The organism is Streptomonospora nanhaiensis (assembly GCF_013410565.1).
Taxonomy (GTDB): domain Bacteria; phylum Actinomycetota; class Actinomycetes; order Streptosporangiales; family Streptosporangiaceae; genus Streptomonospora; species Streptomonospora nanhaiensis.
This window is the reverse complement of sequence record NZ_JACCFO010000001.1, coordinates 730,172-746,573: the sequence shown is the minus strand read 5'-3', so window position 1 is coordinate 746,573 and position 16,402 is coordinate 730,172. Positions and strand designations below refer to the sequence as shown.

At 77.3% G+C, this 16,402-nt stretch carries 10 protein-coding genes; 8 read left to right on the top strand and 2 right to left on the bottom strand.

Translation table 11 applies throughout. From position 1 onward, the window contains the following. The first annotated feature begins 1,221 nt into the window (after positions 1 to 1,221). From HNR12_RS03220 to HNR12_RS03210, 3 genes are all read left to right on the top strand, one after another. Positions 1,222 to 2,451: a dual specificity protein phosphatase family protein gene (locus HNR12_RS03220; protein WP_179766036.1), complete on the top strand. Its 1,230-nt coding sequence runs from the start codon at positions 1,222 to 1,224 to the stop codon at positions 2,449 to 2,451. Between the two features lie 280 nt (positions 2,452 to 2,731). Further along, on the top strand, positions 2,732 to 3,394 hold the full coding sequence (locus HNR12_RS29420; protein WP_338119714.1) for a septal ring lytic transglycosylase RlpA family protein: 663 nt from the start codon (positions 2,732 to 2,734) through the stop codon (positions 3,392 to 3,394). A gap of 258 nt (positions 3,395 to 3,652) precedes the next feature. Next, the gene (locus HNR12_RS03210; protein WP_179766035.1) at positions 3,653 to 7,216 is read left to right on the top strand and encodes a TM0106 family RecB-like putative nuclease; all 3,564 of its coding nucleotides are present in this window, start codon (positions 3,653 to 3,655) and stop codon (positions 7,214 to 7,216) included. A gap of 81 nt (positions 7,217 to 7,297) precedes the next feature. Here the strand turns inward: HNR12_RS03210 and HNR12_RS03205 are convergent, their stop codons facing one another. Beyond that, positions 7,298 to 8,203, bottom strand: a complete 906-nt coding sequence (locus HNR12_RS03205; RefSeq protein WP_246424992.1) for a LysR family transcriptional regulator — start codon at positions 8,201 to 8,203, stop codon at positions 7,298 to 7,300. A 193-nt stretch (positions 8,204 to 8,396) separates the two neighbouring features. Here HNR12_RS03205 and HNR12_RS03200 point away from each other — a divergent pair, with 193 nt between their 5' ends. The 5 genes from HNR12_RS03200 (at position 8,397) to HNR12_RS03180 (ending at position 14,206) form a co-directional block, all read left to right on the top strand. Continuing rightward, on the top strand, positions 8,397 to 9,716 hold the full coding sequence (locus tag HNR12_RS03200) for an MFS transporter (RefSeq protein ID WP_179766033.1): 1,320 nt from the start codon (positions 8,397 to 8,399) through the stop codon (positions 9,714 to 9,716). A 257-nt stretch (positions 9,717 to 9,973) separates the two neighbouring features. Continuing rightward, entirely contained in the window at positions 9,974 to 10,285 is a 312-nt protein-coding gene (locus tag HNR12_RS03195; RefSeq protein WP_179766032.1) for a hypothetical protein, read from the top strand. Between the two features lie 65 nt (positions 10,286 to 10,350). Then, positions 10,351 to 10,878: a hypothetical protein gene (locus HNR12_RS03190; RefSeq protein WP_179766031.1), complete on the top strand. Its 528-nt coding sequence runs from the start codon at positions 10,351 to 10,353 to the stop codon at positions 10,876 to 10,878. Between the two features lie 234 nt (positions 10,879 to 11,112). Continuing rightward, positions 11,113 to 12,285 carry a tyrosine-type recombinase/integrase gene (locus HNR12_RS03185; RefSeq protein WP_179770369.1) on the top strand — a complete coding sequence of 391 codons (1,173 nt, stop codon included), beginning with the start codon at positions 11,113 to 11,115 and terminating at the stop codon, positions 12,283 to 12,285. 34 nt (positions 12,286 to 12,319) lie between these two features. Then, entirely contained in the window at positions 12,320 to 14,206 is a 1,887-nt protein-coding gene (locus HNR12_RS03180; RefSeq protein ID WP_179766030.1) for a hypothetical protein, read from the top strand. A 1,375-nt stretch (positions 14,207 to 15,581) separates the two neighbouring features. Here the strand turns inward: HNR12_RS03180 and HNR12_RS03175 are convergent. After that, entirely contained in the window at positions 15,582 to 16,118 is a 537-nt protein-coding gene (locus HNR12_RS03175; RefSeq protein ID WP_179766029.1) for a hypothetical protein, read from the bottom strand. Positions 16,119 to 16,402 lie beyond the last annotated feature (284 nt).

The window sequence follows — 16,402 nt, the reverse complement described above, 5'->3', positions numbered from 1 at the left end:
GCGGTGGAGGCGGGCCTCAGCCGTTGCCGGTCCGCGCGAGGGTGTGGCCCGGCGGTCGGGCGCCGTAGACCTGGCGGAGCAGGCGGCCGGAGCGAGGCCGGGATGGGTGTCCTGCCGCGCGCGACCACGGACCGGCTCCGCCGGCTCCGGCCTGTCCTCCATTGCCGGCGACCCTCCGAAGGGCATATGTGGGCAAACGGGGCATGCAGGCTTGGAAATCTCACATAGTGAGAAGAATATGGCCCCGTCTTCGACGATCTATGCCCGGTGGGCGCCGAAGTGGCGAAAAGGGCAGACTCGTGGCTTCGAGAACGCGACATAGGAGACAAAGGGGTGCCTGGAGTACTCAGGGTGTCTCAAAATGTGGACATGTGATGCCGGTGAGGCCGTTTGTGATGCTCGGGTGACAGGCGAGTGAAAGCGTAAACCGGGCAATCAGCCCAAAAGGTCCGCGTATGAGCAGACGATCCTGCGGTTCTTGCTCATCCGACCCCGCCGGTTGCGTACCTCGCCGCCATGGGCAGACCCGGCGAACGGCGACCGAGCCCTGGCGCCGTCGCCGCTCCCGCCGCGATGTCTGCCGTCCCTGCCATAGGGCCACCGGTGCCGGTGGTCGCCGCCCTGAACCCCGGAGCCCTCGTTGCGGCGGCGCCTCCCTCGCCGCTCCCGTTGCGACATCTGCCACCTGTCCGGTGATCGCTGTCCTGAGCGGCCGGTGCTGTCGGTGCCCGTTGGCACCCGCGCTGTCCGCTCTGAGGGCCGGGGGTCGCCGCCCAGTACCCCCGGCGTCCTTGGCGCCTTGTCAGGGCCCTGCCTGTCTGTGCGGCTGGACGGTGATCGCCTCGGGTTGGTGTCGCTCGCCTCGCCGCTCTTGTCGCCACCCCGACCGCCGGCCACCGGTACCGGTGGCCGCCGACCCGGGCCCTCATCGGCCTCGGTGCCCGTTGGCGCCTGTGCCGTCCGCCCTCCAGGACGGTGCTCGGATGCCTGTACCCCTGGCGTCCTTGGTGCCTCCGTTGCGGCCCGCGCCACTGGGCTCGGGCTCGATGGGCGGTGACGGCCTCCCCGGGCCACATCCCCGCCCTTTCCGCCCCAGGCCTTTCCCGCTCCAGCCCCCGCACCTGTCATCCCACCGGGTGCCGAACGGGAGCGGCGCTGGCCCGTCGGCGGGGCGGCGGGCATACTCGCACCCGACGGCTATCGCCCGACACCGGGAGTGGCATGCCCTCTGACGCCCTGTCCGCACCCTCCGGCTCCACCGATTCCTCCCTTCCGGCCTCCGCGTGGCACCGTGACGACCCGCGACACGACCGCGCCGCGGGCGCCTGGGTGGGCGCCGCCGCGGCCGGGTGCCTGGTGGACGCCCCGGCGGCGCTGGTCACCGAACTCGTCAGCGCGTCGGCCGCCGACGCCGGACCCGGCACCGCCGCCGCCCCCGCAACCGACTCCGGTCCCGCGCGCCTGGCCGGGCTGATCCGTGCCGCCATCACCCGCATCGACGCCCCGCTCGACCTCGACACCGCCCTGGCCGACCCCCACGACCGCGCCTTCGCGCTGGCGGTGCGCCGCGCCTGCGCCGAAGGCCGCCCGCCCGCCCCCGGCACCCCCGTCCCCGCGCCCGGCGACCCCCGAGGCGCGGCCCTGCGGGCCGTGACCGAGACGCCCGTGCCCGAGCCCGACCTGCGCGGCCCCTCCTTCCCCTGCCGCCACTTCGCCGACGCGGTGCGGCGCGCCCTCGACCTGGGCGGCGGCGTGGCCGCCCTCTACGCCGGCGCGCTGGCCGGCGCCCGCTGGGGCGCATCGGGCGTCCCGCTGGCGGCCCAGCGCCGCCTCGCCGACATCATCGCCCCCCGCGAACTCGTCATCCGCGGCGTGGTCATGGCGCGCGGCAGCGACCCCGCCTCCTGGCCGGAGCGCTCCGGGTACCACACCGGCGACTCCAAGGGCATCTACCTGCCCTTCCACACGCCCCACCCCTACGACCCCGGTGTCATCCTGGGCAACCTGACCTACCTGCGCGCACGGCCCGACATCGACGCCGTGGTGAGCCTCAACCGCATCGGCCCCGAGGACGTCCACACCGGGGTGCCGGCCCGCGACCGCGTCGAGGTGTGGCTGGCCGACCACCCCGGCGCCAACCCCAACCTGCCCTTCGTGCTGGAGGAGGCCGCCGCCGCCGTGGCCGCGCTGCGCGCCGAGGGCAAGCGGGTGCTGCTGCACTGCGCCGCCGGGCAGTCGCGCACTCCGGCCGTCGCCGCGCTCTACGCCGTGCGCAGCCGGGGCGCCGACGTGCGCGAGGCGCTGGAACGCGTCATCCGCACCGTCGAGGGCCACCTGGACAACCCCGAACTCTCGGCCACCGTCGCCGCCCTCAGCGGCGACCGCCTGGACGACCCCGCCGCCGAACTGTTCCCCCAGGGCCTTCCGCCGCGTCGCCACCACCCCGGCTGACGCGCCTCCGGCGGGCGGGGCGGGGCGTGTGGCGCCACGCCCACACCCGCGTGACAAATGGCACAAAACCCGGGCGTGAGGTTCCCGTGACCCCGCCGTGATGATTAGCCTCGTTCGAGCGCCGGCGAGCCGACCCGCGGCTCACCCCCACACTCCCCACCGGCGCCCCCGCCCCCGGCCCCCCGGGCGGCACCCGCCGTGCCCGCCCCGCGGCCGTCCGCCGCCCCCCGGCGGCCGCCGGCACGGCCTCCCTCCGTCCCCGTTCAAAGGACCACCACCAGTGGGCCACACCCAGCCTTCACGCCGGGCCGTCCGAGCCCGCGCCCGACGCACCCGGACCGCCATCGCCACCGCCGCCGCCGGCGCGGGCCTCGTGGCCGCCGCCACGGCGGGCGCCGCGCTCGCCGCCGGATCCGGTTCCGGCGCCGCCTCGGGCGCCACCACGCCCCCGCCCGCCCAGACGGCCGAGGCGCCGCGGCCGGACGCCGACGCCGCCGCCGACGAGCGCCGCCAGCGCGCCGAGGCCTGGGAGCAGGCGGCCCAGGACGCGGTGCGCCCCCTCAGCGGCACCGCCACCGAGCCCCGACAGCAGGAGCCGGAGGAGCCCGCCGAGGACGCCGCCGACTCCGGCGCAGACACCTCCGGGCTGACCCCCACCGGCGAGGGCGGCGCGTGCGAGGCGTCCATGTACAGCGAGCCCCAGCCCACGGCCAGCGGCGAGCAGTTCGACCCCAGCGCGATGACCGCCGCGCACAAGACCCTGCCGATGGACACCATGGTCCAGGTCACCAACCCCGACAACGGCAGGTCGGTGACCGTGCGCATCAACGACCGCGGCCCCTACGTCGAGGGCCGCTGCCTGGACCTGTCCACCGCCTCCTTCGAGCAGATCGCCTCGCCCAGTGCCGGCGTGGTGGACGTGGAGTGGCAGGTCGTCGGCTAGGAGCCCGACAGCGGGGCCGCCGGCCCCGCCCTCCCGCCCCCCGCACGGCCGGGCCGGCCGGGCCCGCGCACGCCGTGCCGAGGAGTCCCGCCCACGGCCGCTCCCGGTTCGCCGTCCCCGGCCGGCCGCCGGCGCCCGCCGCCGGCCCCGCCCCTTCCCTCACCCTCCCGCCGCGACGCGCGGAGCGCGACTCCGGCTCGCTTGTGGGCCGGGCGTGGCAGAATGCGCGGAGATCGGCCCAGGGGAGAGGTGAGGCGGGTGTTTCGCAACGAGACGGGACTGGTGGTCTCGCCCACCGACCTCGTCGACGCCATGGAGTGCGAGCACCGCAGCGCCCTGCGCCACGCCCTGGCCTGCGACCTCCCCGGCGCGCCCGCGCCCAGCGAACTGGACCCCCTGATCGCCCAGCACGGCGAGGCCCACGAGCGGGCCGAACTGGAGCGGCTGCGCGGCCTGTTCGGCGACGACGTCGTGGCCGTGCCCGACCCCGCGCCCACCCACGAGGCCATGCGCGCCGCCGCCCGGGCCACCGCCGAGGCGATGCGCGCCGGCGCCGCCGTCGTCTACCAGGGCTGCTTCTACGAGCCGCTGGAGGAGGGCGTCTCCTTCCACGGCCGCGCCGACTTCCTCATCAGCACCGCCGTGGACCCCGCCACCGGCGCCCGCCGCACCCCGGGCCCCTCCGGCTACGAGCCCTGGGACACCAAGCTCGCCCGCCGCCCCGGCCCCTCAGCGGTCCTCCAGCTCACCGCCTACGCCGACGCGCTCTCCCGCCTGGCCCCCGAGCCGCCCGAGCACATGCACCTGCTCACCGGCGACCGCGCCGTGCACACCCACCGCGTCGCCGAGTTCGCCCCCGTCCTGTCCGGGGTGCGCGCCCGCCTGCTGGAGCGGCTGCGCCGCCCCGCCCGCCTGCCCGACCCCCTGTGGGGCGAGCCCCGCCCGGCCTGCGAGGGCTGCGGCTACGCCGCCCAGTGCGCCGCCGGCCGCGCCGAGGCCCGCCACCTGTCCCTGGTGGCCGGGCTGCGCACCGACCAGGCCCGCCGCCTCGCCGAGTCGGGGATCGCCACCATCGACGCCCTGGCCGGCGCCGGCGAGGACGACCGCCCGCCCGCCATGCCGCGCCACTCCTTCCGGCGGCTGCGCGACCAGGCCGCCCTCCAGGTGCGCCAGGACGCCACCCGCACCGCCGCCGACCCCCAGGGCACCGTCATCGCCGAGGTCTACGCCCCCGAGGGCCTGGCCGGCCTGCCCGCCCCCAGCCCCGGCGACGTCTTCTTCGACATGGAGGGCTACCCCTACTTCGACGGCGCCGACGGCCGCGGCCTGGAGTACCTGTTCGGCGCGGTCACCCTCGACGGCGACGGCGGCACCGAGGAGTTCCACGCCTTCTGGGCCCACGACCGCGCCGCCGAGAAGCGCGCCTTCGAGGACTTCGTGGACTTCGTGTGCGCCCGCATCGACACCGACCCCGGCGCCCACGTCTACCACTACGCCTCCTACGAGGCCGACCGCCTCAAGCTGCTGGCCGCCGCCTTCGCCACCCGCGAGAGCGAGGTCGACGAGCTGCTGCGCCACCGCCGCCTGGTCGACCTGTTCACCGCCGTCAAGAAGAGCCTGCGGGTCTCCCAGCGCTCCTACTCCATCAAGTACCTCGAACCGCTCTACCTGGGCGGCGCCCGCTCCGGCGAGGTCACCACCGCCACCTCCAGCATCGACGCCTACGCCGACTACCTCGCGGCGGCCGAGGCCGGCGACACCGAGCGCGCCGACAAGGTGCTGCGCGCCATCGCCGACTACAACCGCGACGACTGCGTGTCCACCGCCCGGCTGCGCGCCTGGCTGGAGGACCTGCGCACCGAGAACGGCATCACCGCCCGCCCCACCGCCCAGGGCGAGCTGAGCGCCGAGGCCGCCGACGAGGCCGCCGCCGAGCGGCGGCGCCGCCGCGAGGAGCAGGAGGCGCGCCTGCGCGCCCTCACCGACCCCCTGCTCGAAGGCGTGCCCGAGGACCCCGCCGAACGCACCCCCGACCAGCGGGCCCGCGCGCTGCTGGCCGCCCTGGCGGGCTACTACCGCCGCGAGGAGAACCCCTCGTGGTGGGACTACTTCCGCCGCGTCTCGGCCCCCATGGAGGAGCTGGAGGCCGACAACGACTGCCTGGTGCCGGTGCGGGCGCGCGTGGGCGACTGGCAGGAGCCCACCGGTCGCCAGCGCAAGATGCGCCGCGAGATCGAGCTGCGCGCCGACCCCGCCCGCCCCCACCCCTTCACCACCGGCGACTCCGTGCGCCTGCTCTACCCCGGCGCCCCCGGCCAGGAGGCCGACACCGTCGACGCCGCCGTCGAGTCCGCCACCGCCGACCGCCTCACCCTCGTCGAGACCTCCGCACCCGGCCAGACCTACGCGCGGGCGCCGGCCGCGGTGCTGCCGGGCGCCCCCGTGCGCTCCTCGCCCAAGGACACCGCCCTGTGGACCCTGGCCGGGGCCGCGCTGGCCGACCTGCCGCGCCTGCCCGCCACCGCGGGTATCGACGTGCTGCGCCGCACCCCGCCGCGCACCCGCACCGGCGCGCCCCTGCCCGACCCCGCCGACCACGGCGGCGACCTGGTGGCCGCGGCGATCGCCGCCGTCGACGCCCTCGACGGCTCCTACCTGGCCGTGCAGGGCCCGCCCGGCGCCGGCAAGACCTACCTGGCCGCGCGCCTGATCACCCACCTGGTGGGCCAGGGGCGCACCGTGGGCGTGTGCTCCACCAGCCACAAGGCCGTGGAGAACGTGCTGGCCTCGGCCGTGCAGGCGGCCCGCATCGCGGGACTGGACCTGCCCTGCGCCAAGCGCCCGGCCAAGAAGCCCGACCCCAAGGCGGCGTGGGACCAGCCCAAGAGCCCCAAGGAGCTGGCGGCCTGGCGCGCCGCCCGCCCCGACGGCCACCTCGTGGGCGGCACCGCCTGGAACTTCGCCAACGAGGCGATGACCGCCGACCCCCTGGACGTGCTCATCATCGACGAGGCCGGGCAGTTCGCCCTGGCCGACACCCTCGCCGTCTCCGCCGCCGCCCGCGACCTGGTGCTGCTGGGCGACCCCCAGCAGCTGCCGCAGGTGGTGCAGGGCGCCCACGCGCCCGGCGCGGCCTCCTCGGCGCTGGAGCACCTGGTCGGCGGCGCCGAGATCATCGACCCCGCGCTGGGCTACTTCCTGGACCAGACCCGCCGCATGCACCCGGCGGTGTGCGCGCCGGTGTCCCACCTGTCCTACCGGGGCCGCCTCACCGCCCACCCGGTGGCCGCCGAGCGCGCCATGTCCGGCGTCGAACCCGGCCTCTACGCGCTGCCCGTGGCCCACACCGGGCGCGCCACCCACAGCCCCGAGGAGGTCGCCGCGGTGGTGGACGCCGCCGCGCGCCTGGTGGGCCGCTCCTACCGCGAGCCCGGCGCCACCGCCCCGCGCGAGATCACCGGCGAGGACATCCTGGTGGTGGCGCCCTACAACCTCCAGGTGCGGGCCCTGCGCCAGGCCCTGGAGCAGGCGGGCCTGGGCGAGGTGCGGGTGGGCACGGTCGACCGCTTCCAGGGCCAGGAGGCCCCGGCCGTCATCTGCTCGATGACCGTCTCCAGCGCCCTGGACGCCCCCCGGGGACTGGACTTCGTGCTCTCGCGCAACCGGCTCAACGTGGCGCTCTCGCGCGCCCAGACCGTGGCGGTGCTGGTGTACTCCCCCCGCCTGGCGGCCTCGGCGCCGCGCTCGGTGGCCGAACTGCGGGTGCTGGCCGGGTTCGCCGGCCTGTGCGAGCGGGCGCGCCCCTGGCCCGCGGCGCGCTGAGGGTCCTGCCCCGGCGGGGCGGCCCGCGCCGCGGCGACGGCACCGGAACGGGGACGGCGCGTGGCGGGGCGGCGGGTCGGCTCACTCGGGCAGCAGCGCGGCGTCCTCGGCGGGCAGCCACGCGCCGGCGGGGCGGTGCATCCAGTCCTCGGCCGCGGCCAGCTTCTCGGCGGCCCGCAGCAGCGCGTCGAGCCCGGGGTGGCGCAGCGCGCTGTCGAAGACCATGCTGACCAGGCTCAGCGGCACCGGGTCCACCAGCGGGCGCACCACGGTTCCGGGCACCGGCGGCAGCTGCATGCTCACCAGCACGGGGTCGCGGTGGCGGCGGATGTAGAGCGCCATCTCCTCGGCGCCGGTGGGCCGGGTGCGCGGCGGGGCCATGCCGATGCCGCGCTCGGCCAGCAGCCGCCGGCCCAGGTCGGTCCACTCGGCGGTCTCGGGGCTGCCCATCATGGCGTCGACGCGGTGGCGCCCGGCCAGGGCGGGCAGCGCGATGCGCTCGCAGGCCGCCAGCGGGTGGTCCTCCACCAGCATCAGCCCCAGCGGCTCCAGGCGCACCGGAACCTGGCGCAGCCAGCTGCGCACCCGCGGCTCCAGCCCGGCGACCCGGCCGAAGGCGACGTCGAGGCGGTGGGCCAGGATCTCCTCGGCGCTGGCGGTCAGCCCGCCGTGGAAGCGCGCCATCAGCTCGGCCTCGGGCGCCATGCGCCGCGCCTCGTTGAGCACCGTGCCGGCCGTGGCCCCGGGGTTGTTGATGTCCACCAGCAGCGGGCGGCGCTGGGCGCTGGCGTCGGCCACCAGTTCGTCGTGCAGCGCCAGCAGCCGGCGGGCGCGCGGCAGCAGGCGCTCCCCGGCCGGTGTGAGCCCCACCGCGCGCGTGCTGCGGGTGAACAGGTGCACGCCCAGGTCGCGCTCCAGGCGTCTGATGTCGCGGCTGACGGACTGCTGCGCCGCGTAGAGGCGCCCGGCCGCCCGGCCGAAATGCAATTCCTCCGCAACGGCGACGAATGTCCGTAGCAGGCGTGGATGAATGTCGGAGTACACGTGCCGAGATTAACAACGCAACCGCGTGAATGGAGCCAAGAATGGTGTTGGACGCCCGGAAACAATTGACGGCACTATCGGAAACATGAGCCGCCTTTTCTTCTTGCCTCTGCTCTGCCTCGTCCAAGTCCTGCTCATGATCGATGCGATCGTGGTCACGGCCCTGCCCGCCATCGCCGCGGATTTGCGCGTCGACGAAGCGCATCTGCCGTGGGTGGGCGCGGCCTACTTGGTGGCCTTCGGCGGCTTCCTGGTGGTCGGCGGCCGCACAGGAGACCTTTTCGGTCACCGCATCACCCTCATTGCCGGCCTATCCCTATTTACGGTCGCCTCGCTGCTGTGCGGCCTGGCCGACACCCCCGCCCTGCTCTTCGCCGGCCGCGCCGCCCAGGGACTGGGCGCCGCCTTCGCCTCGCCGGCCGCCTTCGCGCTGGTGACCACGCGCTATCCCGAGGGCCTGGCCCGCAACCGCGCCCTGGGGATCTGGAGCGCGGTGGGCACCGGCGGAACCCTGGCCGGCAGCGCCCTGGGCGGCGTCGTCGCCGACCTCGCCGGATGGCGCTGGGTGTTCCTCATCAACGTGCCCGCCGCCATCGTGCTGCTGGTCGCCGTGGTCCTGCTGCTGCCGCGCGACCCCGCCCGCGCCCCCGGCCGCATCGACATCGGCGGCGCCCTGCTGCTGACCGGCGGAGCGGTCTCCATCGTCACCGCCGCCGTCACCGCCGAGGACGGCGTCGACCTGACCGTCATGCTCTTCGCCGTGACCGGCGCCGGCCTGGTCGCCGCCTTCGTCGTGGTCGAGCGCCGCGTGCGCCAGCCCATCGTCCGCCTGGGCCTGCTGGCCAACCCCTACGTGCGCGTGGCCAACCTGTTCACCGTGCTGGGCGTGCCCACCGTCCACTCCGTCAACTGGTTCAGCAGCTTCTACATGCAAAACGAGCTGGGCATGAGCGCCACCCAGGCCGGCCTGGGGCTGATCCCCGCCAGCGCCGTCATCGTGCTGCTGTCCACCCGCTCGGGCGCCATGGCCGCCCGCGTGAGCGTGCGCACCATGTTCCTGGCCGCCGCCGCGGCCACCGCCTGCTCCCTGGCCGCGCTCATGTTCATCACCGAGGGCGGCTCCTACTGGACCCACGTGCTGCCCGGCGTGGTCCTCATGGGCGTCAGCGGCGGCCTCAGCTACGCGCCCTCCCTGATCGCCGCCACCACCGGTGTGCCCCGCGACGAGCAGGGCCTGGCCGGGGGCATGCAGAACACCTCCTCCCAGCTGGGCGGCGCGATCGGCCTGGCCCTGCTCAACACCGTGGCCGTTGCCGCCGGCGGCTACGGCGCCGCGTTCATGTGGGCGCTGGTCCTGCCGGTGCTGATGGCGCTGTGCGCGCTGACCCTGCCGCGCCGCGACTCCTTCCCCGCGGCCCCCGGCGCCCTGCCCGCCGAGCACGCCGCCCACCACTGAGCGACCGGCGCGGCCCCGCGCGCGTCATCCCCGCCACACCGCTCCGCCCCGCCCGGGCAAACCCTTGATCATCGGGCGCGGGCGGAGTTGGATGTCGGTAGGGCACCGAAGCCGCGCCGACCACTCCCGCCATGCCCGACAATCGGAGCGGAGGCACCGCGGCCCGCCCGCGCTCCGCCGGGGCGCCGGGTGCCCGCCCCCCGTCCGCACCGCACCGCCGCCCGCGGCGGCCGTCCTGTTGGGAGAAGGATCCCCCGTTGACGCCTGCAGAGAATGGAGACCGATCGGCGCGCAACACCCGCCACCCCCTGGGGGTCCGCATCACGGCCGGCCTGCTGGGCGTGCTGTGCCTGGTGCTGGGGCCCGTCGGCTACATCAGGGCCATCTCCGCGGGCAGCGAATCGGCCGCCGAGTGGTACACCCTGGGCTTCAGCGTCTCGGTGGGCCTGCCGCTGCTGGCCGCCGCCATCACCACCGTCGCCGGCGACCGCCGCGCCGCCCTGTGGTCGCTGGCGCTGCTGGGCTGGCCGGTCGTCTACGTCGTGGCCATCCACCTGGCGGCGGGCTAGGCCCGGCCACCCCCGCGCGGCCGCTACGTTGGGGCAGGTCCGATCACCCGCCCCACGGAGGACCCGTGTCGCCCAAGAAGAGGAAGCGCCGCCCCGCCGGCCGCGCCCCGGCCCGCACCGGTGCGCCGGCCGCCGCGACCGAGGACGAGAGCCCCGGCGGCGGGGCGGCGGCCGACCCGCGCGCTGAGGACGGCGGCACCGCCGCGCCGCGCCGCCGCGTCAGCCGCACCCCCGTCGTCCTGGACGACCGCCGCCGCTGGCCCGTGGCGGTGTGGATCGCCCTGAGCGCCCTGTGGCTGCTGGGCTCGGCGGTCTTCTTCGTGCTCTTCCTGGCCGAGGGGTTCGCCCTGCTGGGCCAGGACCCCGAGCAGGCCGCCGCGGGCATGCGCGCCGCGGCCTGGTACCTGCTGTGCCTGCTGGTGTGCGCCCTGGGCGTGCCCCTGGCCGGGGCCGTGGCCGCCGCGCTGATGCGCCGCCGCATCGCCGCCATCCTGTTCGCCGTGGCCCTGCTGCTCTCGGCCGGGCTGCTGTTCTCCCTGGACTCCCCGGCCGGGATGTTCCAGGCCCTGCGCAACGGCCTCACCGCCGGGTAGCCGCCGCGCCGCGACCGCCCGCGGGCGCCGAATGCGCCATCATGGGTGCCCGTGGAGACCGCAGAGGGCAGCGCCGACAGCGAGGACGTCCCGACCACCGCCGGCCCCGTGCGCGCCGCGCCCGGCGCGGACGCGCCGCCCACCGCGCCCACCGGCGCGGCGGCCCCCGAGGAGGGGGCCGCGGCGGACACCGGCGATCGGGAGGCGGCCGGCGGCGCGGCCGTCCCGGCGCCGGTGCTGCGGCGGCTGGCCGCCGGGCCCCACAGCGTCCTCATCGACGAGCGCGCGCTGGCCGACGTGCGCCGCCGCTTCGACGCCGACCAGGCCGCCGCCCTGGGCCGCTACCTCTCCGCCGCCCAGTCGGCCAACACGCTGCGCGCCTACCGCTCCGACTGGACCGCCTTCAGCGCCTGGTGCGCGGCCGAGGGCCGCCGGGCCCTGCCCGCCGACCCCGTGGACGTCGCCGTCTACCTCGCCGCCGCGGCCGAGACCGTCCACCCCCACGACCCCGCCCGCTGGGCCCTGGCGCCCTCCACCCTGGAGCGCAAGGCCGCCGCCATCGCCGCCGTGCACGGCGCCCAGGGGCTGGCCTCGCCCACCCGCTCCGACGTGGTGCGCATGACCCTGCGCGGCATCCGCCGCAGCCGCCGCGCCGCCCCCCGCCGCAAGCGCCCGCTGCTCCTGGCCACCCTGGAGGAGCTGCTGGCCCACCTGCCCGCCGCCGACCACCCCGCCGGCGCCGCCCGCCGCCGCGACGCCGCGCTGCTGCTCACCGGGTTCGCCGGCGCGCTGCGCCGCAGCGAACTGGCCGCGCTCACCTTCGACGACGTCACCCTGGAGACCGACTACCGCACCGGAGAGCCCCTGCTGCTGGTGCGCCTGGGCGCCACCAAGACCGACCAGGAGGGCCGGCGCGGCGACCGGGTCGCCCTGCCACGCGGACGCCGCCCCCACACCTGCCCGCTGTGCGCCTTCGCCGACTGGGCCGACGTGCGCGAGGCCCACCGCGACGCCGGCACCCCGGGGGTGCGCGCCCTGCTCGCGGCCCCCGCGCGCGAACCCGGCCTGCACCGCTGCCACACCTACACCGGAACCGACCTGGCCGACGGCACCGGCCGCCCGTTGTTCGTGGCCGTGGACCGCCACGGCCACCTCAAGGACACCGCCCTGTCGGGCCGGGCCGTGGCCGAACTCGTCAAGCGCTACGCCCGCCGCGCCGGGCTGGACCCCGACGACTTCGGCGGGCACTCCCTGCGCGCCGGATTCGCCACGCAGGCCGCCCTGGGCGGGGCGGGGGACCGGGAGATCATGCGCCAGGGGCGCTGGAGCAACGCCCAGACCGTGCACGGCTACATCCGCACCGCCAACCCCCTGGAGGACAACGCGGTGACCCGGTTGGGCCTGTGACGCGCAGGCGCCCGATATATGTCAAGATGCGTGCGTGATCGATGAGTTTCGCGCCGCGTTCCAGGAGCTGATCGACGCCTCGGTCGCGACCGACCCGCAGCGGTTCCCCGCAGCGGTCCACCAGGTCTACCACCTGGCCTCACAGGTCCCGGCCGAGGAGCGGGAGCTGGCGCTGGAGGCGCTGGGCCCCTTCCTGGGCGGCGGCCAGACGGTCCCGAGCATCACCGCCGACCTGGCCGTGGTCGCCGGGGCCCTGGTGGAGATGGGCACCGACCCCGGCTCCTGCGGCATCGAGGTCGTGCGGCTGCTGCGCAGCATGGGCCAGGGCGCCGCCGTCTTCCTCTACGCCTGGGAGCGCACCGGCTCCGGTCCGCCTCCTGAGCCCGACGAGGTGACCTCGGCCGCCGAGGAGCGCGTCAGCGCCGAACTGGGGGAGTCGGCCCCCACCGCCACGCTGTGCTGGTGGACCATCCGCCGCCACGGCCTGGCCGCCAAGACCATGCTCAGCGAGGCGTCGGTGCGCGGCGCCGTGCGCGCCGACGCCGGGCTTCGCGCCGAACTGGTGGCCATCGCCAACCAGCTCCGCTCGGCCCTGCCGGAGTTCGACGAGGTGCGCGAGCTGCTGCGCATGGCCGAGGCGACCTCGGCCCTCGTGCTGGACCGCGCCACCGGCCGGGGCTTCCGGGTGTTCTTCGACGGCATCGGCGACAACTTCCAGCTGCACACCCTGCTGGCCGACGCCCTGATCGGGCCCGAGGGCCGCGGCCTGCCCGGCCGGCGCCCCGACCCCCGCTGGACCGCCTCCTTCCGCGACTCCGCGCCCGACCCCGAGGCCCGCGTGGTCGAGGGCTGGTGGAACCTGGTGGCGCTGGACGGCTCGTGGGTGTGGAACGAGGGCGTGCCCGCCGACATCCCCACCGTCGACGGCGAACGCGTGCTGGTGCTGGAGCCCCAGCCCTACGAGCGCTCCTGGAACGCCGGACGGCGCCACCCCCACGTCCGCGGCTGGCTGGAGGTCGAGGAGGAGATCTCGGCCGAGGAGGCGGCGCGCTGGTGGGGCCGCGCGGTGCCGGGGCAGTCGATGGAGGCCGCGTTCTCCGCCGAGGGCGGCGAGCCGGAGGAGGGCGCCCCGGCGCCCGCCACGGCGGGCGGGCCCGAGGCCGCGAGCGAGCCCGGCCCCTTCGCCGGGTTCACCCCCTCCGCGGCCGAGCCCGCGCCCCTGGGCGGCCCGCTCGCGCCGCGCCACGAGGCCGCGGGCGAGGGCGGTCAGGAGCGTGCCGAGTCCGGCCTGGGCGCCAACCCGTTCGCGGGGGCGTGGCCGCCCGAGCAGCCCGAGGACGCCAACGAGGGCGCCCGGCGGCCGCAGGGGGACACCCCGTCCGCTGAGGCCGCCTCCGGCGGCTCGCGCGCCTCCGAGGAGGCCGGCGCCGGCACCACCGAGCAGGAGACCGGGGGAGGGGAGGGCCGGGTCGCCTGGGGCGAGTGGGGCGAGTGGCCGGGCCGGGCCGCCGCCGGTCCGGCGGGCGCCGACGCCGCCGGGCACGGAGAGCCCGAGGCGCCCGAGCGCGGGCCGCGGCCGTGGGCGGGCGATGACCGCGCCCAGGAGGCCGCGGAGGCGGCGCCGCAGGCGTGGCCCGGCCGCCGGGACGACCCCGACGCCCGCGACGGCGCCGAATCCGGCGCGGCGGAGGAGGACGCCGAGGACGAGGACGGGCCGGACGGCCCGGCGTCGGCGTCCGGGGAGGACGGCGCGGCGCCGACCGGCCGGCAGCCGGGCGCGGCCGCGCAGGCCGCCCCGTCCCGGGAGGGCGGTGAGCCGGTCGCGGGCGCGGCTCCCGACGCCCCTCCGGGCGCGGGCCTGCTCCCGCCGCTGCCGCCGGGGGTCTCCGACAACCGCGGCTGGGGTCCCACCTGGCTGTAGGGCCGGTTTCCGGCGCGCCGCGCGGCCTCGCGCCCGCCGGAGCCGCGGGACGCCGCCCCCCGCGCCCCCCGCGTGGCGGGGGCCGTGGCCGGTCGCCCAGCGCGGTCTGTGGGCGCTCGGGACGGAGCGGTGCTCCCCCCGGCGGCCGGCCACGCCGGACCGATCCCGCCCCCGCAACGCGGGGTACGGACGCGCCCCGCTGCGCCGTATCCCGGAACAACCCCCGTTCCCACCGTGCTCCTCTCCGGCCGCGCCGACGGATGCGGGCTGCGGCGCCGGCCCGCCGGGGCGGCACCGGGAACGCCATCCGACGACCCCTCGGCCGCGCGGGAGCGGCGCCCGTCCTGGACCGGCGCCGGGTGAGGAGGCGCTCGGCGCCCCACGACGGTCCGCATCCGAGCGCCCCGCCCGCTGCGGGCGGGGGAGGCGCCACCGACCGGCGCCGGCGGTCCTTCACCGGTGTCCGCGGTGCGTCGGCGCCGCCGACCGGGGGGTGCGGGGCCCGCGTGGGGGCGGGGGAGGTCCGGGCGCTCCTGCGGTACCCGGGGGCGCAGGCCTCCGCCGCCGCACCTGCGACGCCCCCAGCCGCCGTCCAGGCGCCCGGGGCCGCCCCCGGACGCCCCTTGCCGCCCTCCGCGCCGGAAAGGCCGGCCGGGGCCCAGAGGGGCCGCTGAGGCCGCCTCCACCGGACCCACCCACGCGGCCTCCCTCCCCGACGCCGGGCCCGGCCGGTGCGGCCGCGGACGGGGCACCGCCCTTGCGCGGCCTGTGCGCCGGGGCCGCCGCCGATCAGGCGGGAGCCGCCCCGCCCGCCGCCCGCCGGCTCACACCCGCGCCCTGGCCGCCTCAGCCCCGATCCGGGCGCCGGGCCGGGCACGGGCGCCGCCACCGGCCCGAGGCCCCCGGCGCCCGCGTCCGGCCGGCCCGCGAAGCCGACGTCGTCGCGCGCACGGGGTTCTCCGCCGGCCTTCGCCGCCGGCATCGGCTGCTCCGTCCGCGCCGGGGCTGCTTCTGGAGGCGCGGCGGGACTGCCGGGCGGGTGGCCGAAACCCCCCTCCCCGAGGGGGCACGGCGCCCGCGCGCCGTGTCGCCGCCCTGCGCGGGAGGGGCGGCGAAATGCGGCGCAACCGCGCGCATCGCCGCCTACCGCGCCATTGTGTGCCAACCCCCGGTGCGGCCCCCATTGTCGGCGGAACCCCCCCTTTTTCAACGAAGCGCCGCCGCGTTCGGGGAAAACGCCGGAGAAACGCCCGGTGCCCCCTGTCGGATTGTTCGACGAAAAGCGGCGCGGAAATCCGCGGGAAATCCCGGGGTCCGGGTGTGGCAATTCCCGGGGCGCGGGGGCGGAAATCCGCGCCCGCGCGGCGCTTGGGCCTCAGTCGGCGCCGGCGCCGCGGCGGTGGTGGCCGCCGGGTGCCGGTCCGGTGCCCGGCCGGGCGCCCCGGGGCTCCTCGTAGTCCTCGTCGTAGAGGCCGTCGAAGTACTCCTCCTCGGTGACCTCGTGGCCGCGCTCGCGGCCCGCCCAGCGCGCCGGCACCAGCATCGGCAGGAACAGCGCCAGGCCCAGCGGGAGGTAGGCGCCCAGTTCCAGCAGCGTCACCGCGCCCTCCAGGCCCGGCAGGGCGGGGGCGCGCTCGGCCAGGTCGGGGCGCAGGTGGTGGGCGGCGGTGAGCGCGACCAGGGTGAGGCCGGCCACGCCGGGCAGCAGGGGGGTGAGCCGGGGCAGCGCCAGGGCCAGGCCCACCAGCAGCGCCACCACCGCCAGCGCGCCGAGGGAGACGAGGCCGCCGGTGGTGGTGAAGGACCGCCCCGCGGCGTTGAGGTCGACGAAGCGGGGCAGGACCCAGCCGGTTCCCAGCGCGACCACCGGGGCCAGGGCCAGGCCGACGAGGAATCCCACGAGATGTCGCACGAGCTTCTCCTCAGTGTCGGCGGAGTCGGCGGTGCGCGGGCCCGGCCCTGCCGCGCGGGGCGCGGGGACCGGACGGCGCGGGGCAGCCCCCGCAGGGGTGCCCCGGGCTCGCCACTCCGGTCGGAACTGAGGAAGCACCATAGCGACATTTGTCGCCAAATGGGCAAAGCGGGCACGCTGGGTGACGTATCGCACCGTGACACCGCCAGGGCGCAGCGCCACCCGCGCCCGTCGCGCGCCCGCCGCCTCCGGTCGGCCAAAGCGGAGCCGCCCCGCGCCGCCTA

What these genes read in the sequence shown, in the direction of transcription:
- HNR12_RS03220 (WP_179766036.1), top strand. Translation starts at nt 1,222, where the DNA reads ATGCCCTCTGACGCCCTGTCCGCACCCTCCGGCTCCACCGATTCCTCC.
- HNR12_RS03200 (WP_179766033.1), top strand. Translation starts at nt 8,397, where the DNA reads ATGATCGATGCGATCGTGGTCACGGCCCTGCCCGCCATCGCCGCGGAT.